Consider the following 20,610-nt stretch of genomic DNA (forward strand, 5'->3'; position numbering starts at 1 on the left):
GCGGGTATCGGCGGAAATCGAAAGAGGCCGGTACCGGTCATTTAATGCTGTCTGGTTGATCGCATCTGCCAGATGGAAATTTTTATAACTCAAGGAGAACAGACGTGGCACGTATCGCTGGCGTCAACATCCCGACGAACAAGCGCGTTGTTATTGCGCTTCAGTACATCCACGGGATCGGACCGAAATTTGCTCGGGAAATCGTAACGAAGGTCGGCATTGCTGACGATCGTCGCGTTAACCAGCTGTCGGATGCTGAAGTCCTTCAGATCCGCGAAGCAATCGATGCCGACTACCAGGTCGAAGGTGACCTGCGTCGTGAAGTTTCGATGAATATCAAGCGCCTGATGGATCTGGGCTGCTACCGCGGTCTGCGTCATCGTCGTTCGCTGCCGGTTCGCGGCCAGCGCACGCACACCAACGCACGCACCCGCAAGGGTCCGGCGAAGGCAATCGCAGGCAAGAAGAAGTAATTTCGACGGGACGCATGTTCCGTCGAGCCCTTCCGGTGCGCCGGTTGGGTTTGATGCTGGTCCTTTCTTGAGGACCGGTGTAGCCGCTGGAATTACGGCGGTGTAGAGATCGATTGAAAGGACTGTCATGGCCAAGGAAGCCACGCGCGTTCGCCGTCGCGAGCGTAAAAACATCTCGTCGGGCGTTGCCCACGTAAATTCGACGTTCAACAACACCATGATCACCATTACGGATGCTCAGGGCAATGCGATTGCCTGGTCGTCTGCCGGTGCTCAGGGTTTCAAGGGTTCGCGCAAGTCGACCCCGTTTGCCGCTCAGATCGCTGCCGAAGACTGCGCCAAGAAGGCACAGGAACATGGCATGCGCTCCCTCGAAGTCGAGGTTTGCGGACCGGGCTCTGGCCGTGAATCCGCGCTGCGCGCCCTTCAGGCTGCCGGCTTTGTGATCACGTCGATCCGCGATGTTACGCCGATCCCGCACAACGGTTGCCGTCCGCGCAAGAAGCGCCGGGTCTAATCCTCGTTCACATGCCGTATGAGCCTCGGGCTTTTGAAGTTCGGGGCTCCTCTGCGGTTTCTTCACTTGATCGCTACGATAGGATAGTAGCGACGATTGATAGAGGGATACTCACATGATCCAGAAGAACTGGCAGGAACTTATCAAGCCGAACAAGGTCGATTTCATCACCAACGGCTCCCGCACGCATGCAACCGTCGTTGCTGAACCGCTGGAACGCGGCTTCGGTCTGACGCTCGGCAATGCCCTGCGTCGCGTGCTTCTGTCGTCGCTTCGCGGCGCTGCCGTGACCGCCATTCAGATCGATGGCGTTCTGCATGAATTCTCTTCGATCCCGGGCGTCCGCGAAGACGTTACGGATATCGTTCTGAACGTCAAGGAAATCGCCATCCGCATGGAAGGCGAGGGCCCGAAGCGCATGGTCGTCCGCAAGGAAGGCCCAGGCGTTGTTACGGCTGGCGACATTCAGACTGTCGGCGATGTCGAGATCCTGAACCCGGATCACGTCATCTGCACGCTGGACGAAGGCGCTGAAATCCGCATGGAATTCACCGTCAACACCGGCAAGGGCTATGTGCCTGCCGACCGCAACCGCGCGGAAGACGCTCCGATCGGGCTTATCCCGGTCGACAGCCTGTATTCCCCGGTTCGCAAGGTGTCGTACAAGATCGAGAACACCCGTGAAGGTCAGGTTCTTGATTATGACAAGCTGACGCTGAACATCGAGACAAACGGCTCGGTCAGCGGTGAAGACGCAGTGGCATACGCTGCTCGTATTCTCCAGGACCAGCTGGCGATCTTCGTCAACTTCGAAGAGCCGCAGAAGGAAGCTCCGCAGGAACAGGTTGCGGAACTGGCTTTCAACCCGGCTCTGCTCAAGAAGGTGGACGAACTCGAACTGTCCGTCCGTTCGGCAAACTGCCTGAAGAACGACAACATCGTCTACATCGGTGATCTGATCCAGAAGACGGAAGCCGAGATGCTGCGGACTCCGAATTTCGGCCGCAAGTCGCTCAACGAGATCAAGGAAGTTCTGGCATCGATGGGTCTCCATCTCGGTATGGAAATCCCGTCCTGGCCGCCGGAAAATATCGAAGATCTCGCAAAGCGCTACGAAGACCAATATTAAGACCGGCTATCCGGCTAGAACTAATTAAGGAGAAGGCTCATGCGTCACGGTAACGGATACCGTAAGCTGAACCGCACTGCCTCGCACCGCAAGGCGATGTTCGCCAACATGGCTGCTTCGCTTATCGAACACGAGCAGATTGTGACGACGCTTCCAAAAGCTAAGGAAATTCGCCCGATCGTTGAAAAGCTTGTCACGCTCGGCAAGCGCGGCGATCTGCATGCCCGCCGTCAGGCTATCTCGGCTATTCGCGACGTCAAGCTCGTCGCAAAGCTGTTCGATACGCTGGCTGCTCGCTATGCGACCCGCAACGGTGGCTACATCCGCATCATGAAGGCTGGCTTCCGCGCTGGCGACAATGCGCCTCTGGCAGTTGTCGAATTCGTGGAACGCGACGTCGATGCAAAGGGCAAGGCTGACCGCGCCCGCGTCGAAGCCGAACAGGCTGCGGAAGCAGACGCAGCATAATCTGCGCTGATTTCTGATCAATCAAAGGGCCGCCTTGTGCGGCCCTTTTTGTTTGTGTTCTTGACCGTTCATGTTTTTTTGCGGGGCAGCATGCGCCAAAAACCGACGGTTTATGGCTCCAGGTCACAATGTGGCCCTTTATCCTTGCGTTCAGTTGACTACATTCAACACCCGAGTCTTGCTTCCTTCGTGGAAGCGGCAGACCTTGATAAGTGCGGAGTATGTGCATGAATTGGCGACGTTTAAGCATATTGGGTCTCGTGCTGGCATCGGTCGGTCTGGCTGTTCCTTCTGCCATGGCGCAGGATGCGCCCGCGGCGCCACAGAAACAGATACCGCTCAACCGGGCCGACATGCAGTTGTCCTTCGCTCCGCTTGTGAAGGAAACGACGCCGGCTGTTGTGAACGTCTATGCCGCTCGTCAGGTGCAGGCGCGTTCGCCCTTTGCGGGCGATCCTTTCTTCGAGCAGTTTTTTGGACGGCAGTTTGGCGAAAGCAAGCCGCGCATCCAGCAATCGCTCGGTTCCGGGGTGATCGTCGAGAGTTCGGGCATCGTGGTGACGAACAACCACGTCATCAAGGATGCGGATGAAATCAAGGTCGCCCTGTCGGATGGGCGCGAGTTTGAAAGCAAGCTGCTTCTGCGTGACGAAACCACTGATCTTGCCGTTCTGAAAATCGAAGCCAAGGACAAGTTTCCAGTTCTCGGCCTCGGTAACTCTGATGACGTGGAAGTCGGCGATCTGGTGCTTGCGATTGGCAATCCCTTCGGCGTGGGCCAGACGGTGACGAGCGGTATAGTTTCCGCGCAATCGCGCACTCAGGTTGGGATTTCCGATTTCGATTTCTTCATCCAGACCGATGCTGCCATCAATCCCGGCAATTCGGGCGGTGCGCTGATCGACATGCGCGGGCGCCTGATCGGGATCAACACCGCGATCTATTCGCGTTCCGGCGGCTCGGTTGGGATCGGCTTCGCGATTCCGTCGAACATGGTTCGCGCCGTTGTCGAGGCTGCGCAGAATGGCAGCACGAGTTTCGAGCGCCCCTATATCGGCGCGACTTTCCAGGGCGTGACCGCCGATCTGGCCGAAGGCCTCGGTATGGAGAAGCCATACGGGGCCTTGATCACGGCAGTCGCAAAAGGCGGACCGGCTGAGACCGCCGGGCTGAAAATCGGCGATGTGGTTTTGTCCGTCCAGGGCGTCCGCGTCGATAACCAGGACGTTCTTGGTTATCGTCTTTCGACGGCCGGTATTGGTAACACCGTGTCGATCGAAATCATGAGGAACGGAAAAAATCAGACCATCCCGGTGAAGCTCTCCAAAGCGCCAGCGGTCAAGGAAACCGCGCCGCAGGTTATCGAAGGCGACAATCCCTTTGCTGGTGCATCGGTGCTTGAACTCACGCCTTCGACCGCTGCAAAATTGCGCCTCAAGCGCGACAGTCAGGGTGTGGCGGTCGTTGAGGTCTATTCCGGGTCTCCGGCGGCAAGGCTCGGCTTGCGTCCCGGTGATATCGTTCGCAGCATCAACGGAAACTCCATCCGGACCGTGGGAGATCTGACCGCGATTCTGGAAGCGGGGCGCGGTCTCGCCTGGCGGCTTGAGGTGGAGCGTAACGGAATGCTGTTGCGCCAGTTTGTGCGTTAAACCGATACCGACAGATCGCTAAAAGTTGCATGCCGCTTCGGGCCGCATTATGCCTGAAGCGGTATGGTCTTTTGATAGAGCAATTGAATGAGCGATCTTTTCTCAGCAGCGGCAGACCCGAACGCGGACCGGAACCGTCCGCTTGCTGACCGTCTGCGTCCTAGACATCTGTCGGAAGTGACCGGGCAGGAACATCTGACAGGGCCTGAAGGTGTGCTGACGCGCATGATCGCATCCGGGTCGCTCGGCTCCATGATCTTCTGGGGGCCACCGGGAACCGGCAAGACGACGGTTGCTCGGTTGCTAGCCGGAGAGACCGATCTGGCGTTCGAACAGATTTCGGCAATCTTTTCCGGCGTTGCCGATCTCAAGAAGGTTTTTGAAGCTGCGCGCGCACGTCGTATGTCCGGGCGTCAAACGTTGCTTTTCGTGGACGAAATTCATCGCTTCAATCGCGCACAGCAGGATAGTTTTCTGCCGGTCATGGAAGACGGCACCGTAATCCTGATCGGCGCCACGACAGAGAACCCGTCTTTCGAACTCAATGCCGCTCTTTTATCCCGGGCGAGGGTGCTGACCTTCCATCCGCATGACGGCGAGAGCATCGCGACACTTCTAACCCGCGCCGAGGAGCAGGAAGAACGCCCGCTGCCACTGGACGAAGAAGCACGGGCCAGTCTCATCCGCATGGCTGATGGAGACGGACGCGCAGCGCTGACGCTTGCCGAGGAAGTCTGGCGCGCTGCCCGTCCGGATGAAGTGTTTACGGCAGAAAAATTACAGGATGTCGTGCAGCGCCGTGCTCCAGTTTACGACAAGGGGCAGGACGGGCATTACAATCTGATTTCGGCGCTGCATAAATCCGTTCGCGGATCGGACCCCGACGCGGCGCTCTATTATCTTTCGCGTATGTTCGATGCGGGCGAGGATCCGCTCTATCTCGGCCGACGGCTTGTGCGTATGGCGGTGGAAGATATCGGCCTTGCCGATCCGCAAGCCCTGGTCATCTGCAATGCCGCCAAGGATGCCTATGATTATCTGGGGTCACCGGAAGGCGAACTCGCGCTGGCGCAGGCCTGCGTTTACCTTGCGACCGCCCCGAAGTCGAATGCGGTTTATATGGCCTATAAAGCCTCTATGCGTGCAGCCAAGGAAAATGGTTCGCTTCTGCCCCCGAAGCATATCCTCAACGCGCCAACCAAGCTGATGAAGAATGAGGGCTATGGCGAGGGCTACGCCTATGACCATGATCAGCCCGATGCTTTTTCGGGGCAGGATTATTTTCCGGAAAGCATGGGAAGGCAGAAATTCTACGATCCGCCGGAGCGCGGCTTCGAACGGGATATTCGCAAGCGCCTGGAATATTGGGCACGGTTACGGCAGGAGCGTCAGGGGCGCAGGTGAAGACCGGTTTCAGCGGAACCGTCTTATTCATTTGAAAATGAACTATCCCCATAGTTATCCACACTTGTCCACAGCTCGAGCCGCGTCCGCATTCGATGCGGCTCTTGTTTGTTTCTCACAGGGGTTTGAAGCGGCGGGTAGGGGGCAACCTCTCGTTAGAAAGGTCTTCTTAATTTTTACGCTTTATCAATCTTTGCAAAGAGACGAGGTTTTCCATGATGCGCGTTTTGTTTCTCGTCGCGCTCGTGATCCTTGGAGGCTGCGCGACCGCCCCACGGCAGGTCAACAATGTATGCGCGGTCTTCGATCAACGCGACGGTTGGTTCAATAACTGGCAGACGGCCGCTACGCGGGTTTCACGCGAGTTCGGCGTTCCGGTTCCTGTTCTGATGGCGACGATCTATACGGAATCCGGCTTCCAGCCCTATGCGCGGCCGCCGCGCACCAAGATTCTCTGGATCATCCCGTGGAAGCGGGCTTCCAGCGCCTACGGCTATTCGCAGGCGCTGAATGGCACCTGGGACCGCTACAAGCGCGAAACCGGTCGCTGGACGGCATCGCGCACCAATTTTGCGGACGCGGTCCACTTCATCGGATGGTATCACTACCAGAGCTATCTGAAGAACGGGATCAATCGTGGGGATGCCTATAGCCTGTATCTCGCCTACTATTCCGGCCATGGCGGTTATGCACGCGGCGCCTGGCGGGGGAATGCAACGGCGCTCAATGGCGCAAAACGCGCCCAATCAATGGCCAATCGTTACGCCGCGCAGTTGCGCAATTGCGGAGGCTTCAGTTAAAAAGCGACTGGCTGGATTCAATCTCGTATCCAAAACACCATCCGGCCTTAATCGCTACTATCATGCGAGCGGATTCGCTAATCGAGGATGACCATTTCATGCTGAAAAAGACCGGTATTGCCCTTTTCGCCGCCACATTTCTCGCAGGCTGCACCACTGATCCTTATACCGGGGAACAGAAGATGTCGAACACTGCCGGTGGTGCTGCGATCGGCGCGGCTGTGGGTGCTCTCGGCGGCCTGATGGTCGGCGGTTCGAGCCGTGCGCAGCGCAATGCCGTGCTGATCGGCGCCGGTATCGGTGCGCTCGGTGGTGGTGCAATCGGCAATTACATGGATCGCCAAGAAAACGAGCTCCGCGCGCAGTTGCAGGGCACGGGCGTTTCCGTAACCCGTAATGGCGACCAGATCATCCTGAACATGCCTTCGAGCATCACCTTCGATACGGATCAAGATCAGGTGAAAAGCCAGTTCTATCCGACGCTTAATTCGGTCGCGATCGTGCTGCGCAAGTTCAATCAGACGCTCGTGGACGTCTACGGCCACACCGATTCGACGGGCAGCGTCAGCCATAATCAGGCTTTGTCGCAGCGCCGCGCCGCCTCGGTTGCAAGCTATCTCGGTTCGCAGGGCATCGACCCACGTCGTTTTGCCGTCATCGGCTATGGAGCCAGCCAGCCGGTTGCCACCAATGCGACACCGGAAGGACGCGCGCAGAACCGCCGCGTGGAAATCCAGATTTCGCCGCTCCGCGCTGCCAGCTGATTCCGTTTCGCAAAACCAGTCACTGCAATCACGCAGTCCTTCGCAAGAAGGGCTGCGTTTTTGTTTGTTCTCGCGAATCGTCGGGGCCGCGGTTTGGTTTGAAACAAGTTAATTGGTGGATGGCTTGATTATTTTCGTAATTACTGATGTTAGAGAACGATTAAAGAACAAAATTTCGGAATTGTTTATAATCAATGGGTTAACGGCATTGCAAAATGAGAACAAAACAGATACAAATAGATCGTGGCAACGAGCCTGCCGGGCTTCTAGCGAGACAAGAGGATGGTGTAAGATGTCTCAGAATTCATTGCGACTTGTTGAGGAAAATTCAGTGGACAAGACTAAGGCTCTCGATGCGGCGTTGTCGCAGATTGAAAGGGCGTTCGGCAAGGGCTCGATCATGCGCCTTGGCCAGAACGATCAGGTCGTAGAGATCGAAACAGTATCGACCGGATCGCTCTCGCTGGACATCGCGCTCGGCGTTGGTGGCTTGCCTAAAGGACGTATTGTCGAGATTTATGGCCCGGAAAGCTCCGGTAAGACGACACTGGCGCTGCACACGATCGCGGAGGCACAGAAGAAGGGCGGTATCTGTGCATTCGTCGATGCGGAACATGCGCTCGATCCGGTCTATGCCCGCAAGCTGGGCGTTGATCTTGAAAACCTGCTGATTTCGCAGCCGGATACCGGCGAGCAGGCGCTTGAGATCACCGATACGCTCGTGCGTTCGGGCGCTATCGACGTTCTCGTCGTCGACTCGGTGGCTGCCTTGACGCCTCGCGCCGAAATCGAAGGTGAAATGGGTGACTCCCTGCCTGGTCTTCAGGCACGTCTCATGAGCCAGGCGCTCCGCAAGCTTACCGCGTCTATCTCTCGTTCCAACTGCATGGTGATCTTCATCAACCAGATCCGCATGAAGATCGGTGTGATGTTCGGTTCGCCAGAAACGACGACTGGCGGTAACGCTCTCAAGTTTTATGCTTCGGTTCGTCTCGATATTCGCCGTATCGGCTCGATCAAGGAACGTGATGAAGTCGTAGGCAACCAGACCCGTGTCAAGGTCGTCAAGAACAAGCTTGCTCCGCCCTTCAAGCAGGTCGAATTCGACATCATGTATGGGGCTGGTGTTTCCAAGACCGGTGAGTTGGTCGATCTTGGAGTGAAGGCTGGTGTTGTCGAAAAGTCGGGTGCGTGGTTCTCCTATAATTCCCAGCGGCTCGGGCAGGGCCGTGAAAACGCCAAGCAATATCTCAAGGACAACCCGGAAGTGGCCCGCGAGATCGAAACTACACTCCGTCAGAATGCCGGACTGATTGCCGAGCAGTTTCTCGAAGATGGCGGACCCGAAGAAGACGCTGGCGACGCCGCAGAAATGTAGGATCGCCAGTCCGGGTTGAATTACCAAGGCCCCGTGTATGCGCACGGGGCCTTGTTTTTGGGCGATAGAATCTTGCGGCATGAAAGGCGCCTGCTTTAACGTCTTTCAGCAGAAATTGCTTTTATGGCGCAGCGTACTTATCTGGACAGAAAAGCAACGCACCGTTAAAAGCGGTCAACCGAAAACTCCACTTCACGTCCTAGCAGTGCGAGAGAGCCTCGGGCCTTCGATGACGGTTGGCGGCTGTGCGAGTTTGAACAGGATAATCGATGCAGCTTTCTGCAAAGCTGTATCCGTGCAGGGCAGTAAAGCCCAAAGGTGACTTATGGCTGGCGTCAACGAGATTAGGTCCACATTCCTCGATTATTTCCGCAAGAACGGACATGAGGTCGTTCCATCGAGCCCGCTCGTTCCGCGTAACGATCCGACGCTCATGTTCACTAATGCGGGGATGGTGCAGTTCAAGAATGTCTTTACCGGCCTCGAACATCGCTCCTATAATCGCGCCACGACGTCACAGAAATGCGTTCGCGCCGGCGGGAAGCACAACGATCTGGACAATGTCGGCTATACGGCGCGTCACCATACTTTCTTTGAAATGCTGGGCAATTTCTCGTTCGGCGACTATTTCAAAGACGAAGCCATCAGCTTCGCCTGGAACCTGATCACCAAGGAATTCGGTCTTCCGAAGGACAAACTCCTTGTCACCGTTTATCATACGGACGACGACGCAGCGAATTACTGGAAGAAGATCGCCGGTCTTTCCGACGACCGTATTATCCGCATCGCCACCAGCGATAATTTCTGGGCCATGGGCGACACCGGGCCCTGCGGTCCATGTTCGGAAATCTTCTTCGACCATGGCGACCATATCTGGGGTGGACCTCCCGGATCGGCTGACGAAGACGGCGATCGTTTCATTGAGATCTGGAACCTCGTTTTCATGCAGTTCGAGCAGATCACGCCTGAACAGCGTATTGATCTGCCGCGTCCGTCCATCGATACCGGCATGGGGCTTGAGCGTGTTGCAGCCGTTCTGCAGGGTGTGCATGACAATTACGATATCGATCTCTTCAAGGCATTGATCCGCGCTTCGGAAGAGGCTACCGGCGTGAAGGCTGACGGCGAATTCCGTGCCAGCCACCGCGTGATCGCCGACCATCTGCGCGCGTCGAGCTTCCTGATCGCCGATGGCGTTCTGCCATCCAATGAAGGCCGTGGTTATGTGCTGCGTCGCATCATGCGCCGCGCGATGCGCCATGCCCAGCTTCTGGGCGCGAAAGAGCCGCTCATGTGGCGTCTGCTGCCCGCCCTGATCCGCGAAATGGGACAGGCTTATCCGGAATTGATCCGCGCTGAGGCTCTTATTTCGGAAACGCTCAAGCTCGAAGAAACCCGCTTCCGCAAGACGCTGGATCGCGGGCTTGGCCTTTTGTCGGACGCAACTGAAAATCTAGTTGAAGGTGATCGCCTCGACGGTGAAACTGCTTTCAAGCTTTACGACACCTATGGTTTCCCGCTTGATCTGACGCAGGATGCGCTGCGCCAGCGTGGCATTGCCGTGGATACGGACGGTTTCAGCGCGGCCATGGAACGCCAGAAGGCCGAGGCACGGGCCAATTGGGCTGGTTCCGGTGAAGCTGCAACCGAAACGATCTGGTTCGGTATCAAGGATAAGGTCGGTGCGACTGAATTCCTCGGTTATGAAACTGAAAGCGCGGAAGGTGTCGTGGCTGCCCTGGTGCGCGACGGTGCTGAAGTGCAGTCGGCTTCTGAAGGCGAGGTTGTTTCGGTGGTGGTCAACCAGACACCGTTCTACGGAGAATCCGGTGGCCAGCAGGGCGATACCGGCACGATTTCCGGTGAGGGTTTTGTCATCACCATCAAGGATACGCAGAAGAAGGGCGAGGGCGTCTTCGTTCACATCGGCGAAGTTGCCACGGGCACGGTCAAGACCGGCGATGCGGTTGAATTGAAAGTGGATTCGGCGCGCCGCACGCGTATCCGTTCCAACCATTCGGCAACGCATCTTCTGCATGAGGCCCTGCGTGAAACGCTCGGCAGCCATGTCGCCCAAAAGGGTTCCCTCGTCGCGCCGGATCGCCTGCGCTTCGATTTCTCGCATCCCAAACCGATTTCTGCCGAAGAACTGGCGAAGGTTGAAAGCCTTGCCAACGAGATCATTTTGCAGAACGCTCCTGTCAGTACGCGTCTGATGGCCGTTGACGATGCCATTGCCGAAGGCGCCATGGCGCTGTTCGGTGAGAAATATGGCGACGAAGTGCGCGTTGTTTCCATGGGCACCGCCAAACACGGCTCGAAGGAAGGCAAAGCCTATTCGGTTGAGCTTTGTGGCGGCACGCATGTGCGCCAGACCGGCGATATAGGCCTCGTGCGTATCGTTTCCGAAGGCGCGGTCGCCGCTGGCGTTCGCCGCATGGAAGCGCTGACGGGTGAGGCTGCACGCCTCTATCTCGAAGAGCAGGACGAACGCGTAAAGGCCATCGCCGGTGCATTGAAGACGACACCGTCTGAAGTGCTGGAACGGGTCAACGCACTGCTCGATGAACGCAAGAAGCTGGAGCGTGAACTTGCTGATGCCCGCAAGAAGCTTGCACTTGGCGGCGGCTCGGCGGACGGGGGCAGTGCAGTTGAAGCCGTGAATGGCGTCAATTTCCTCGGCAAGATTGTTACCGGCGTTTCTCCGCGTGATCTGAAGCCGCTTGCTGATGAAGGCAAGAAGCAGGTCGGTTCCGGCGTCGTGCTGTTTATTGGTGTCGGCGAAGACGACAAAGCCAGCGCAGTAGCGGCGGTCACGGAAGATCTGCTTGGTCGGTTCAGCGCGGTCGATCTGGTTCGGGCCGCTTCCGCAGCCCTTGGCGGTGCAGGCGGCGGCGGTCGCCCGGATATGGCCCAGGCCGGTGGCCCGGATGGTGCAAAAGCGGCTGATGCAATCGCTGCGGTCAAGGCGCTGATCGGTTAGGGCCGAAAACAGAAATAGAGAAGCCGGGCAGTGCCCGGCTTTTCCTTATGCAGCATGCGCTGAACGGCTGTCTTCGGGGACCTCGATACGATCATCGAGGCCATAATCGCGCATGACGTTGGCCACACGTAAGCGATAGTTCTCGAAAACGACCTTGCGGCCCTGTCCCTGTGCCAGTCGGTGGGACGGCAAGTTGCGCCATTCGCGCACGGCTTCTTCGTCGCGCCAGAACGAAAGCGAGAGCAACTTGTCCGGATCGGCAAGGCTTTGAAAACGCTCTATCGACAGGAAGCCGTCGATTCTGGAAAGATCGTCGCGCAGGCTTGCTGCAATATCGAGATATTGGCCGCGCTTGGCCTCATCAGCCGGCCAGACTTCGAATATGACTGCAATCATGGCTTGATAAACTCCCCATGCGGTGCGGATTGAAGTTTCAGGAAGATGCGATCCTCTGACCGGATGAATTGCTCCCGGCGCGCAAATTCATAATTCTCGCGTCCCAGTGGATCGGAAGCAAGCCGAGCTCGGTAGGCTTCGTAAGCGGCAAGATTTTCGATTGAATAGACGCCATATGCTGTCGTTGACGAACCCTCATGTGGTCCGAAATACCCAATGAGATTGGCGCCGCATCGCGGAATCGCCTGTCCCCAGTTGCGTGCATATTCAGCAAAGGCATCCGCCTTGAACGGGTCGATCTGATAGCGGATGAAACAGGTAATCATGCGTGTCTCCTTCAAATGCCTGTCTTCGATGCTGACAATGTAGCAATTGAATTATCTCTATAGTTCGGCTAGCATCGAAGTATGAAGGATGGTCCGATCATAGCTTCCGTTGCCGCACTGCTTGGTGACCCTGCGCGTGCAAACATGCTCACGGCGCTGATGGACGGCCGCGCACTGACAGTCAGTGAGCTTGCGTCTGCGGCAGGTGTGACATTGCAAACGGCCAGCGGGCACCTTGCAAAACTTGATGCTGCTAATCTGCTGGTTGCGGAGAAGCAGGGACGGCATCGCTATTTCCGCCTTTCAGGAACGGATGTTGCGCAGGTTCTGGAAGGACTAATGGGACTCGCGCAACGCACCGGCGCCGTGCGGGTGCGGACCGGCCCGAAAGATCAGGCGTTACGCAAGGCGCGCATCTGCTACGATCATCTGGCGGGTGAACGTGGCGTCGAGATGCTCGATGCGTCGCATAGACTTGGTCTCATTGCCGACGATGGCGAGCCGATGCTGACCGAGAAGGGCAAATCGTTTTTCAACTGTCTTGGTGTGAATGTCACCACCCTGGAGCAGGGCAAGCGTCCGGTCTGCCGCCATTGCCTCGACTGGAGCGAACGCCGCAACCATCTTGGCGGAGCACTGGGCGCGGCGCTCCTGAACCATTTTATTTCGCAAGGGTGGGCACGTCGCGAAGCGGGGCGGGTCATTGCTTTCTCGCCCAAAGGATCGCAGGCATTTTCGCGGACATTTGAACTGGCTGGCCAGATCACGTGACCTGAACAGCCAGCGATTCAGTATTAATGTTGTGTGGCGGCAGCGGCAGCTTCGTCCAGTTCAGTGGCTCGTTTCATCGCTGGGCGATCCTTCAACCGGTCCCAATAGGCCACAAATGCTCCCCGGGCGGGCAGCGTGCCGAAGCGCAAGCCCCATCCTACGTGTGAACCGACGTAAACGTCAGCTGCGGTGAAACGGTCGCCGGTGATATATGGATGCTGTGAGACGGCTTTCTCCAAAGTGTTGACCACTGTGTCGTAATTGCCGTAGCCGACCATTCCCTGCTTGTCGACGGGGATTTCAACGCCGAGCGCATGGTTGGAAAGTGCAGCTTCGACGGGGCCGGACGTAAAGAACAGCCAGCGGAAGAAATTTGCACGCTCATTCGGATGCGGCGCCAGACCGGCTTCGGGAAATGTCGTTGCGAGATAAGCGCAGATCGCCGCCACTTCCGTTACCACCGCATCGCCGTGACGCAGGGCCGGCACTTTTCCCATGGGGTTGATCGTGCAGTAGTCAGGGCCTTTCATCGGCGGGCCGAAATCCAGTATTTCCACATCGTAGGGTTTGCCGATCTCTTCCAGCATCCAGCGCGCGATACGTCCGCGCGACATCGGGTTGGTATAGAGCTTCAACTCAGCCATTTCATCCTCCCTGTAAAAGGTGGCAGGATGCGCTTTTTCCCTTGAAAAGGAAATGAAAAAACCCGGCAGCGACGCTGCCAGGTTCTGCATATCGAGAATTGGTCGAATACCCGATCAGGCGGCCATTGCCTTCTTGAGGTTTTCATCGATCTTGTCGAGGAAACCCGTGGTGGAAAGCCAAGGCTGATCCGGACCGATGAGCAGCGCCAGATCCTTGGTCATGAAGCCGCTTTCAACGGTGTCCACGCAGACCTTTTCCAACGTGTCGGCAAAACGCTTCAGCTCGGCATTGTCGTCAAGCTTGGCACGGTGGGCAAGACCGCGGGTCCATGCGAAGATCGAAGCGATCGAGTTGGTCGAGGTTTCCTCGCCCTTCTGATGCTGGCGGTAGTGACGGGTGACGGTGCCGTGGGCAGCTTCAGCTTCAACGGTCTTGCCATCCGGCGTCATCAGAACGGAGGTCATCAGGCCGAGCGAGCCGAAGCCCTGTGCCACGATGTCCGACTGAACGTCGCCATCATAGTTCTTACATGCCCAGACGTAGCCGCCCGACCACTTGAGTGCCGAAGCGACCATGTCGTCGATGAGGCGGTGTTCGTACCAGATCTTCTTTTCTTCGAACTTCGACTTGAATTCTGCGTCGAAGACTTCCTGGAAGATATCCTTGAAGCGGCCGTCATAGGCTTTCAGGATGGTGTTCTTCGTGGAGAGATAGACCGGATAGCCGCGCTGCAGGCCATAGTTGAACGAAGCGCGGGCGAACTCGCGGATCGATTCGTCGAGGTTGTACATGGCAAGAGCCACGCCAGCCGAAGGAGCCTGATAGACTTCGTGTTCGATGGTTTCACCATCTTCACCAACGAACTTGATCGTCAGCGTGCCTTTGCCGGGGAACTTGAAATCCGTCGCGCGGTACTGGTCGCCGAATGCGTGGCGGCCAACGATGATCGGCTGGGTCCAACCCGGCACCAGACGCGGTACGTTCTTGCAGATGATCGGCTCGCGGAAGATCACGCCGCCCAGAATGTTGCGGATGGTGCCGTTTGGCGACTTCCACATTTTCTTGAGCTTGAATTCTTCAACGCGCGCTTCGTCAGGCGTGATGGTTGCGCACTTCACGCCGACGCCATGTTCCTTGATGGCATTGGCTGCATCGATGGTGACCTGATCGTTGGTCGCATCGCGGTTCTCAACCGACAGATCGTAATATTTCAGATCGATGTCGAGGTAAGGATGGATAAGCTTGTCCTTGATGAACTGCCAGATAATGCGGGTCATCTCGTCGCCGTCGAGTTCGACGACCGGGTTCGCAACCTTGATTTTTGCCATGGATGAAGCCTCTTTTTCAATGCGTCGCGCCCGTATAGCACTCACGGCGAATAAGGCAAAGCGTAAGAGGCTTATTCTTTGGCCTATAGACCATCTGAATGGTCAAAAATTCGGGAGAGATTTTGCGAAATGCGCGAAACGTCTTTCAGGCAAACCCGATCATGCAGCGCGGTGAGCCGACCTGTCGTTATCGCGAGACTTCTCCCAAGATGATTGCTGCTGGCGATAGTTTTTCTCTTCACTTGCCAGAATGGCGTCCGCATCCAGCGTGGAGATGGCAGTTGCCCTGTCTGTGGGTACGAGACCATTCAGCTGCAGCGAAAGATATCGACCGCTACAGACCCGCAGGAATGAGGCGAAATTATCGAGGTCGTGGCCTTCATTCCGGGATTCATCATAAAGTTTGCCAATGAGGCGACTGACAGTGAGATCATCGCGCGCCGCAATATCTTCCAAGGCCCACCAAAAGAAATTTTCAAGGCGAACGCTTGTTACAACGCCGTCTATGCGCAGCGATCGCGTCACGCTCAGCCAGAGTTCAGGATTGGCGCCGATGAACAGCCTGCACATGGTTTCCTCCGGATCATTCTCCCAGACTTACTGTCGCGCAGTTTTACCCCGCCTGCAACCGTGTCGGGTACGGGCGGGGCAGCGCGATCAGCTGTGGGTGATCCTGGTGCCGAGGACTGTGAGGAACTGTGCCAGCCAGGCCGGATGGGCAGGCCACGCAGGCGAGGTGACGAGATTGCCATCCGTAACGGCCTGATCGACCGGAATATCGGCATAGGTGCCGCCGGCGAGTTCGACTTCCGGCCGGCAAGCCGGATAGGCCGAACAGGTGCGGCCTTCCAGAACGCGCGCTGCGGCGAGCAGTTGTGCGCCGTGGCAGACCGCTGCAACGGGCTTGTTCGCCTCGAAGAAATGTCTCACCACGGCGATAACCTTGTCGTCGAGACGCAGATATTCCGGCGCCCGGCCACCGGGAATGACAAGCGCGTCATAGCTATCCGGTTTCACTTCGGAGAAGGTTGCATTGAGGGTGAAGTTATGGCCCGGCTTTTCCGTATAGGTCTGGTGGCCCTCAAAATCATGAATGGCTGTCGCGATATGGTCCCCGGCTTTCTTGCCAGGGCAGACCGCATGAACCGTATGGCCAACAGTCAGCAACGTCTGGAACGGGACCATAGTTTCATAGTCCTCACCGAAGTCGCCGCAAAGCATCAGTATTTTCTTACCCGACATAGTTTCCTCCCTTGATCCTGTATCTGGTGGCGACAGTCTGGCACAAATGGGCGGAAGATAGGTGTTATCGGGCTACTACACAGGCTTTTCACCCGGACATGTAAGGGGAATCTTTGCGATTCAGCGTCAATTATGTCAGGGAAGCGCCACGATTTTATAGCACAGCGGAAAACATCATGGCAGGAACAGATAAACAGCGCCCCATACTCGCGGAAGGACCAGCAATCGTTCTGGTAGAACCGCAATTGCCGGAGAATATCGGCATGGTGGCGCGCGCCATGGCCAATTTCGGACTGGCAGAACTGCGTCTGGTCAATCCCCGCGAGGAATTCCCGAGCGAGAAGGCGAGGGCCGCAGCGAGCAAGGCCGATCATGTGATCGACAATGCTGTGGTTTATGACGACCTGCCTTCCGCTATCGCTGATCTCAATTTCGTCTATGCAACGACGGCTCGCGAACGCGACGGTTTCAAGCAGGTTCGCAGCGCCGTGGAAGCCGGTGGTGAGTTGCGCCGTCGTTTTAGAACTGGCGAAAAAACAGGTATCCTGTTCGGCCGTGAGCGCTTCGGCCTCAGCAACGAGGAAGTGGGACTTGCGGACGAACTGGTGACATTCCCGGTCAATCCAGCCTTTGCATCGCTGAATATCGCGCAAGCTGTCCTGCTCATGTCCTATGAGTGGATGAAATCGGGTCTTGAGAACGAAACGGAGACGGTATTCCGTGGGCCGGAACTTGAGCTGGCGCCGAAGCAGGAATTGCAGGGACTCTTCAACCATCTCGAAGAAGCCCTTGATGTGCGTGGCTATTTCCGTCCGGAAGCCCGCAAGGAAATCATGGTCAATAATCTGCGGGCAGTGCTGACCCGCGCCGGTTTCGCATCAGCAGAGCTGAAACTTCTGCGCGGCGTCATCACGTCGCTCGATGTGTTCTCGCCGAAAAAGCCGCGTGGTTCGGGTGCTCCGGATGGGCGTGCGCGCAAGCCCGCGACCGAGGCTCCGGCAACAAAGGTCAAGGACGAATGAAAAACGCACCCGCTGTGAGCTTCTCTGCCGCGCCTTCCGCCGACGCCGAAAGACCGATTCTGGTTTTCGACAGCGGCATTGGAGGGCTGACGGTCTTGCGGGAAGCGCGGGTGCTGATGCCGGATCGCCGTTTCGTCTATGTCGCGGACGATGCCGGATTTCCCTATGGCGGATGGGAAGAGGATGCGTTGAGGGCGAGAATAGTCCAACTGTTTGGCAAGCTCATTGCCGACTATGATCCTGAAATTGCGGTCATCGCCTGCAATACCGCCTCCACGCTGGTGTTGGACGACTTACGGAACGCCTATCCTGCGGTGCCATTCGTGGGAACCGTACCGGCGATCAAGCCAGCCGCCGAAAGAACCTCGTCAGGCCTTGTTTCCGTGCTGGCCACCCCCGGCACCGTCAGGCGGGCCTATACGCGCGATCTCATTCAATCCTTTGCTTCCCAGTGCCATGTTCGTCTCGTCGGTGCTGACCAGCTTGCGGCAGTAGCGGAAGCGCATATTCGTGGTGAGACGATCGACGAAGCGCTGGTCGTGGAACAGATTGCCCCCTGTTTCATTGAACAGGATGGCAACCGGACCGACATTGTTGTTCTGGCTTGTACGCATTATCCGTTTCTTGCCAATGTGTTTCGGCGCCTGGCGCCATGGCCGGTTGATTGGCTCGATCCGGCCGAAGCGATTGCCCGGCGTACCGTTTCTTTGCTGAAACCGCGTCGAGTCGACGAGGAACTGCATCATCACAACGATCTGGCGGTGGTGACCTCGGAGAATCCGGATTACGCCATTCGCAGGCTCATGCAGGGCTTCGGTCTGCATTTCGCCTGATCTCTCCCAAGGTCTTGAATTTTGCGGCCAGGTGACGATCATGGCCATGATCGTCTCACAGGGGAAATGCCATGACCGGAACCATACCACGGATTACTCTTCCATCGGGACAGGCGGTTCCGGCGCTCGGGCAGGGCACCTGGTATATGGGCGAGGACAGCGCACAACGCCGCCATGAAATCGAAGCGCTGAGGAGTGGTATCGATCTGGGAATGACGCTGATCGATACGGCGGAAATGTATGCAGACGGCGAGGCGGAGGACGTGGTCGGGGAAGCGGTCTCAGGTCGGCGGGACGATGTATTCCTCGTCAGCAAGGTGCTGCCGTTCAACGCGTCACGGAAGGGTACCATCAAGGCCTGTGAAAGAAGCCTGAAGCGGCTCCGTACCGGGCGTATCGATCTCTACCTTCTGCACTGGCGTGGGCGCTATCCACTGGAAGAGACTGTCGCGGCTTTCGAACACCTGAAACATGCAGGCAAGATCGCGAGCTGGGGCGTGAGCAATTTCGACATGGACGACATGAAAGAACTCGCCAGTATCGCGAGCGGCATGGAGGTCGCCACGAACCAGATACTCTATAATTTGACGCGGCGCGGACCCGAATTCGACCTGATGCCGTGGTGTGTAGAGCGAAAAATTCCGCTGATGGCTTATTCGCCAATTGAACAGGGACGATTGCTGGATGATCCAGTCTTGGCCGAAATTGCAGGCGAGACAGGCGGAACCCCGGCTTCGGTCGCGCTTGCCTGGACGATGCGCAGCGGCAATGTCATTGCAATTCCAAAGTCGTCCAACCCGCATCATGTCCGGGATAACAGAAAAGCCGCTGAGTTGCGGCTTTCCGACGATCATTTGAAACGTCTGGACCAGACTTTCTCGCCGCCGTCCCGAAAGACGGCGCTGGAAATGCTGTAACGAGAAACGTGCTTAATCCGCTTCCTTCTGGCGGGCATCCTTCTTGGCCTGCGCTACGCTTGCAGCCTTCCGTAACCGCCCACGTTCCGCCGGACGGACGAGGCTGTCGTATTTTTCGTTCGGAATGTTACGCATGCCTTGCAGTGCGTGGCGCGTGTTGAAGTCCTTGCCCTTCTTTTCGTTTGCTTCCTTGGCCGCGAGCGCTTTACGGGCATTGGCAATCAATTGGGCACTGGCCGCCATGCGGCGCCGACGTTCAACTTCCGTGTTGATACGACGCACTGCCATGGCCAAAACGGAAACTTTGAGATGCGAGCCTTCGTCGGCCTTGGAAGGAGTGGCTCCGCGAGCCGCTGCCTTTCCGCGCATTTCGCGCCTGCGCTGATGGGCCTGATCGCGGGCCTTCTTGCGGCGTTCGCGGACTAGTTTCGCCAGATGGCCAAGTTCTTCATCGGGAACGTTTTGCAAAAAAGGATGGTGCGATTTTTCGACCAGTTCTTTTTCGTCGGCATTGAGGGCACGCGCTTCCTGCTTTCTGGTGACGGCCATGGGACATCCTTTCTGCTAACGATGGGATTTTCTCGGTGGAATATAGGCGCGGCCGCCAGAATGGAAAGATAGGCTCCTCATTTCTGCTCCTCGGCGTGGACGGCTTCGCTTTGCTCTTCAAACCGTTGTAAAAGCAGCTTCAACTCATTGAGGGGCAGATGTTCCGCACCGATTGTCTCGATCTTGGTCGTAGAGACGATAGTCAGGATTTCATCAAGTTTGGCCTGGGTCGCACTCGCTTCGCGATTCTGCGCATTCTGGATAAGAAAGACCATCAGAAATGTGATTATGGTGGTCGACGTATTCACCACAAGTTGCCACGTGTCCGAGAAGTTAAACAGGGGGCCGGTGACGCCCCATATGATAATGAACAAACTCGCCAAGACGAACGCCAGGTAATGACCTGCAAGTTCGGCAGCTTTTTCGCTGAGCTTTGTGAAGAACTGTGACATCTAAACCTCCAAAATGGCTGACATGAAACGCTCAATGGAGGGGCGCGGTTCCGCAATCGCATGAGGCAGGGAACCTTCACGCGCCGCTCAACGTTTCCCCTGCATAGAAAACGCGGAGGTTAGCCGATGGAAATTGTTGAAACCCGCATCAGCTCGGTGGGGGGCTTCAAGCTCTATATGGTGGAATTCGTCACCGAGGGCGAAGAGAAGATCACTGTCAAGGTGGAGAATGAGACAGACGCAGAATTGGCACGCGATGAAGTACTGCGGCGCGCTGCCATGAAGCTGGGTGAGGCTCTTGGGGTTGCATGTACGGAATGCGGTATCGAGCCGGGCAGTTTTGTGACGCGTCCAAGCGCCCGCCGTGCCGGCGATCGGGCTGAGCTCGAACGCCAGCTAGATGAAGGTTTGGAGGACACGTTTCCCGCTAGCGATCCGGTCTCCGTAACTGGTTCAACGATTGCAGGTTTTACCGGGCCGAAAGATTGAAAGATGGCTGCAAGCAAGAAGCCGGGCTGTTCGCCCGGCTTCTGAAGTAGTTCAGAAAATGAGTCCTGCAAT

General features: G+C 56.9%; 23 protein-coding genes. 15 read left to right on the forward strand and 8 right to left on the reverse strand.

What is annotated here, in order from left to right:
• Nucleotides 1-104: 104 nt before the first annotated feature.
• The 10 genes from rpsM to alaS all read left to right on the forward strand — a co-directional run bounded on the left by rpsM (nt 105) and on the right by alaS (nt 11,568).
• On the forward strand, nt 105-473 hold the full coding sequence (gene rpsM, locus ACS5UA_RS02325; protein ID WP_006467002.1) for a 30S ribosomal protein S13: 369 nt from the start codon (nt 105-107) through the stop codon (nt 471-473).
• Between the two features lie 127 nt (nt 474-600).
• A complete protein-coding gene (gene rpsK, locus ACS5UA_RS02330) occupies nt 601-990 on the forward strand; it encodes a 30S ribosomal protein S11 (protein ID WP_002964339.1) in 390 nt (129 codons plus the stop codon).
• Nucleotides 991-1,105: 115 nt separating this feature from the next.
• Entirely contained in the window at nt 1,106-2,119 is a 1,014-nt protein-coding gene (locus ACS5UA_RS02335) for a DNA-directed RNA polymerase subunit alpha (protein WP_006467001.1), read from the forward strand.
• 39 nt (nt 2,120-2,158) lie between these two features.
• On the forward strand, nt 2,159-2,587 hold the full coding sequence (gene rplQ, locus ACS5UA_RS02340) for a 50S ribosomal protein L17 (RefSeq protein WP_006467000.1): 429 nt from the start codon (nt 2,159-2,161) through the stop codon (nt 2,585-2,587).
• A 227-nt stretch (nt 2,588-2,814) separates the two neighbouring features.
• Entirely contained in the window at nt 2,815-4,239 is a 1,425-nt protein-coding gene (locus tag ACS5UA_RS02345) for a DegQ family serine endoprotease (RefSeq protein ID WP_025089486.1), read from the forward strand.
• An 87-nt stretch (nt 4,240-4,326) separates the two neighbouring features.
• Nucleotides 4,327-5,643, forward strand: coding sequence for a replication-associated recombination protein A (locus ACS5UA_RS02350; protein ID WP_021585279.1), 1,317 nt, complete (start codon nt 4,327-4,329; stop codon nt 5,641-5,643).
• 215 nt (nt 5,644-5,858) lie between these two features.
• Nucleotides 5,859-6,443, forward strand: a complete 585-nt coding sequence (locus tag ACS5UA_RS02355; protein ID WP_006466997.1) for a transglycosylase SLT domain-containing protein — start codon at nt 5,859-5,861, stop codon at nt 6,441-6,443.
• 98 nt (nt 6,444-6,541) lie between these two features.
• Nucleotides 6,542-7,207 (forward strand): OmpA family protein, encoded by a 666-nt coding sequence (locus ACS5UA_RS02360; protein ID WP_006471639.1) that lies wholly within the window; start codon nt 6,542-6,544, stop codon nt 7,205-7,207.
• Nucleotides 7,208-7,499: 292 nt separating this feature from the next.
• On the forward strand, nt 7,500-8,585 hold the full coding sequence (gene recA, locus ACS5UA_RS02365) for a recombinase RecA (RefSeq protein WP_006471638.1): 1,086 nt from the start codon (nt 7,500-7,502) through the stop codon (nt 8,583-8,585).
• A gap of 325 nt (nt 8,586-8,910) precedes the next feature.
• On the forward strand, nt 8,911-11,568 hold the full coding sequence (gene alaS / locus ACS5UA_RS02370) for an alanine--tRNA ligase (protein ID WP_021585277.1): 2,658 nt from the start codon (nt 8,911-8,913) through the stop codon (nt 11,566-11,568).
• 45 nt (nt 11,569-11,613) lie between these two features.
• On the opposite strand, the gene ACS5UA_RS02375 is transcribed toward alaS, so the two are convergent.
• Complete coding sequence (locus ACS5UA_RS02375; RefSeq protein WP_443101126.1) at nt 11,614-11,964, reverse strand: antibiotic biosynthesis monooxygenase family protein; 351 nt, start codon at nt 11,962-11,964, stop codon at nt 11,614-11,616.
• Nucleotides 11,961-12,290 (reverse strand): NIPSNAP family protein, encoded by a 330-nt coding sequence (locus tag ACS5UA_RS02380; RefSeq protein WP_021585275.1) that lies wholly within the window; start codon nt 12,288-12,290, stop codon nt 11,961-11,963. Before ACS5UA_RS02380 ends, ACS5UA_RS02375 begins: the two co-directional genes overlap by 4 nt.
• An 81-nt stretch (nt 12,291-12,371) precedes the next feature.
• Here ACS5UA_RS02380 and ACS5UA_RS02385 point away from each other — a divergent pair, with 81 nt between their 5' ends.
• Complete coding sequence (locus ACS5UA_RS02385) at nt 12,372-13,061, forward strand: ArsR/SmtB family transcription factor (protein ID WP_021585274.1); 690 nt, start codon at nt 12,372-12,374, stop codon at nt 13,059-13,061.
• A 23-nt stretch (nt 13,062-13,084) separates the two neighbouring features.
• On the opposite strand, the gene ACS5UA_RS02390 is transcribed toward ACS5UA_RS02385, so the two are convergent.
• From ACS5UA_RS02390 to ACS5UA_RS02405, 4 genes are all read right to left on the reverse strand, one after another.
• Nucleotides 13,085-13,705 carry a glutathione S-transferase family protein gene (locus tag ACS5UA_RS02390; protein ID WP_025089489.1) on the reverse strand — a complete coding sequence of 207 codons (621 nt, stop codon included), beginning with the start codon at nt 13,703-13,705 and terminating at the stop codon, nt 13,085-13,087.
• A gap of 114 nt (nt 13,706-13,819) precedes the next feature.
• The gene (locus ACS5UA_RS02395; protein WP_006471635.1) at nt 13,820-15,034 is read right to left on the reverse strand and encodes an NADP-dependent isocitrate dehydrogenase; all 1,215 of its coding nucleotides are present in this window, start codon (nt 15,032-15,034) and stop codon (nt 13,820-13,822) included.
• 159 nt (nt 15,035-15,193) lie between these two features.
• On the reverse strand, nt 15,194-15,604 hold the full coding sequence (locus ACS5UA_RS02400) for a ribbon-helix-helix domain-containing protein (protein ID WP_021585272.1): 411 nt from the start codon (nt 15,602-15,604) through the stop codon (nt 15,194-15,196).
• Nucleotides 15,605-15,691: 87 nt separating this feature from the next.
• A complete protein-coding gene (locus ACS5UA_RS02405) occupies nt 15,692-16,276 on the reverse strand; it encodes a DJ-1/PfpI family protein (protein WP_021585271.1) in 585 nt (194 codons plus the stop codon).
• 176 nt (nt 16,277-16,452) lie between these two features.
• Between ACS5UA_RS02405 and ACS5UA_RS02410 the strand changes: the two genes are divergently transcribed.
• The 3 genes from ACS5UA_RS02410 to ACS5UA_RS02420 all read left to right on the forward strand — a co-directional run bounded on the left by ACS5UA_RS02410 (nt 16,453) and on the right by ACS5UA_RS02420 (nt 19,048).
• The gene (locus ACS5UA_RS02410; RefSeq protein ID WP_021585270.1) at nt 16,453-17,298 is read left to right on the forward strand and encodes an RNA methyltransferase; all 846 of its coding nucleotides are present in this window, start codon (nt 16,453-16,455) and stop codon (nt 17,296-17,298) included.
• Nucleotides 17,295-18,131, forward strand: coding sequence for a glutamate racemase (gene murI / locus ACS5UA_RS02415; protein ID WP_021585269.1), 837 nt, complete (start codon nt 17,295-17,297; stop codon nt 18,129-18,131). Before ACS5UA_RS02410 ends, murI begins: the two co-directional genes overlap by 4 nt.
• A gap of 71 nt (nt 18,132-18,202) precedes the next feature.
• Nucleotides 18,203-19,048 carry an aldo/keto reductase gene (locus tag ACS5UA_RS02420; RefSeq protein WP_021585268.1) on the forward strand — a complete coding sequence of 282 codons (846 nt, stop codon included), beginning with the start codon at nt 18,203-18,205 and terminating at the stop codon, nt 19,046-19,048.
• Between the two features lie 12 nt (nt 19,049-19,060).
• Here ACS5UA_RS02420 and ACS5UA_RS02425 read toward each other — a convergent pair whose 3' ends face one another.
• On the reverse strand, nt 19,061-19,597 hold the full coding sequence (locus tag ACS5UA_RS02425; protein ID WP_021585267.1) for a hypothetical protein: 537 nt from the start codon (nt 19,595-19,597) through the stop codon (nt 19,061-19,063).
• A gap of 77 nt (nt 19,598-19,674) precedes the next feature.
• Nucleotides 19,675-20,049, reverse strand: coding sequence for a low affinity iron permease family protein (locus ACS5UA_RS02430; RefSeq protein WP_021585266.1), 375 nt, complete (start codon nt 20,047-20,049; stop codon nt 19,675-19,677).
• Between the two features lie 126 nt (nt 20,050-20,175).
• On the opposite strand from ACS5UA_RS02430, the gene ACS5UA_RS02435 reads away from it, so the two are divergent.
• A complete protein-coding gene (locus ACS5UA_RS02435) occupies nt 20,176-20,538 on the forward strand; it encodes a hypothetical protein (protein ID WP_021585265.1) in 363 nt (120 codons plus the stop codon).
• The last annotated feature ends 72 nt before the right edge of the window (nt 20,539-20,610 follow it).

This window comes from Brucella sp. RRSP16 (assembly GCF_052246815.1).
GTDB lineage: Bacteria > Pseudomonadota > Alphaproteobacteria > Rhizobiales > Rhizobiaceae > Brucella > Brucella intermedia.

Bases quoted from the DNA above. Each gene is read 5' to 3' on its own strand.
- ACS5UA_RS02375 (WP_443101126.1), bottom strand. From the start codon at position 11,964: ATGATTGCAGTCATATTCGAAGTCTGGCCGGCTGATGAGGCCAAGCGC.
- ACS5UA_RS02390 (WP_025089489.1), bottom strand. From the start codon at position 13,705: ATGGCTGAGTTGAAGCTCTATACCAACCCGATGTCGCGCGGACGTATC.
- murI (WP_021585269.1), top strand. From the start codon at position 17,295: ATGAAAAACGCACCCGCTGTGAGCTTCTCTGCCGCGCCTTCCGCCGAC.
- ACS5UA_RS02435 (WP_021585265.1), top strand. From the start codon at position 20,176: ATGGAAATTGTTGAAACCCGCATCAGCTCGGTGGGGGGCTTCAAGCTC.
- ACS5UA_RS02420 (WP_021585268.1), top strand. From the start codon at position 18,203: ATGACCGGAACCATACCACGGATTACTCTTCCATCGGGACAGGCGGTT.
- ACS5UA_RS02355 (WP_006466997.1), top strand. From the start codon at position 5,859: ATGATGCGCGTTTTGTTTCTCGTCGCGCTCGTGATCCTTGGAGGCTGC.
- ACS5UA_RS02350 (WP_021585279.1), top strand. From the start codon at position 4,327: ATGAGCGATCTTTTCTCAGCAGCGGCAGACCCGAACGCGGACCGGAAC.
- ACS5UA_RS02425 (WP_021585267.1), bottom strand. From the start codon at position 19,597: ATGGCCGTCACCAGAAAGCAGGAAGCGCGTGCCCTCAATGCCGACGAA.
- rpsK (WP_002964339.1), top strand. From the start codon at position 601: ATGGCCAAGGAAGCCACGCGCGTTCGCCGTCGCGAGCGTAAAAACATC.
- ACS5UA_RS02385 (WP_021585274.1), top strand. From the start codon at position 12,372: ATGAAGGATGGTCCGATCATAGCTTCCGTTGCCGCACTGCTTGGTGAC.
- ACS5UA_RS02430 (WP_021585266.1), bottom strand. From the start codon at position 20,049: ATGTCACAGTTCTTCACAAAGCTCAGCGAAAAAGCTGCCGAACTTGCA.
- ACS5UA_RS02400 (WP_021585272.1), bottom strand. From the start codon at position 15,604: ATGTGCAGGCTGTTCATCGGCGCCAATCCTGAACTCTGGCTGAGCGTG.
- ACS5UA_RS02380 (WP_021585275.1), bottom strand. From the start codon at position 12,290: ATGATTACCTGTTTCATCCGCTATCAGATCGACCCGTTCAAGGCGGAT.
- ACS5UA_RS02405 (WP_021585271.1), bottom strand. From the start codon at position 16,276: ATGTCGGGTAAGAAAATACTGATGCTTTGCGGCGACTTCGGTGAGGAC.
- recA (WP_006471638.1), top strand. From the start codon at position 7,500: ATGTCTCAGAATTCATTGCGACTTGTTGAGGAAAATTCAGTGGACAAG.
- rplQ (WP_006467000.1), top strand. From the start codon at position 2,159: ATGCGTCACGGTAACGGATACCGTAAGCTGAACCGCACTGCCTCGCAC.
- ACS5UA_RS02410 (WP_021585270.1), top strand. From the start codon at position 16,453: ATGGCAGGAACAGATAAACAGCGCCCCATACTCGCGGAAGGACCAGCA.
- alaS (WP_021585277.1), top strand. From the start codon at position 8,911: ATGGCTGGCGTCAACGAGATTAGGTCCACATTCCTCGATTATTTCCGC.
- ACS5UA_RS02335 (WP_006467001.1), top strand. From the start codon at position 1,106: ATGATCCAGAAGAACTGGCAGGAACTTATCAAGCCGAACAAGGTCGAT.
- ACS5UA_RS02345 (WP_025089486.1), top strand. From the start codon at position 2,815: ATGAATTGGCGACGTTTAAGCATATTGGGTCTCGTGCTGGCATCGGTC.
- ACS5UA_RS02360 (WP_006471639.1), top strand. From the start codon at position 6,542: ATGCTGAAAAAGACCGGTATTGCCCTTTTCGCCGCCACATTTCTCGCA.
- ACS5UA_RS02395 (WP_006471635.1), bottom strand. From the start codon at position 15,034: ATGGCAAAAATCAAGGTTGCGAACCCGGTCGTCGAACTCGACGGCGAC.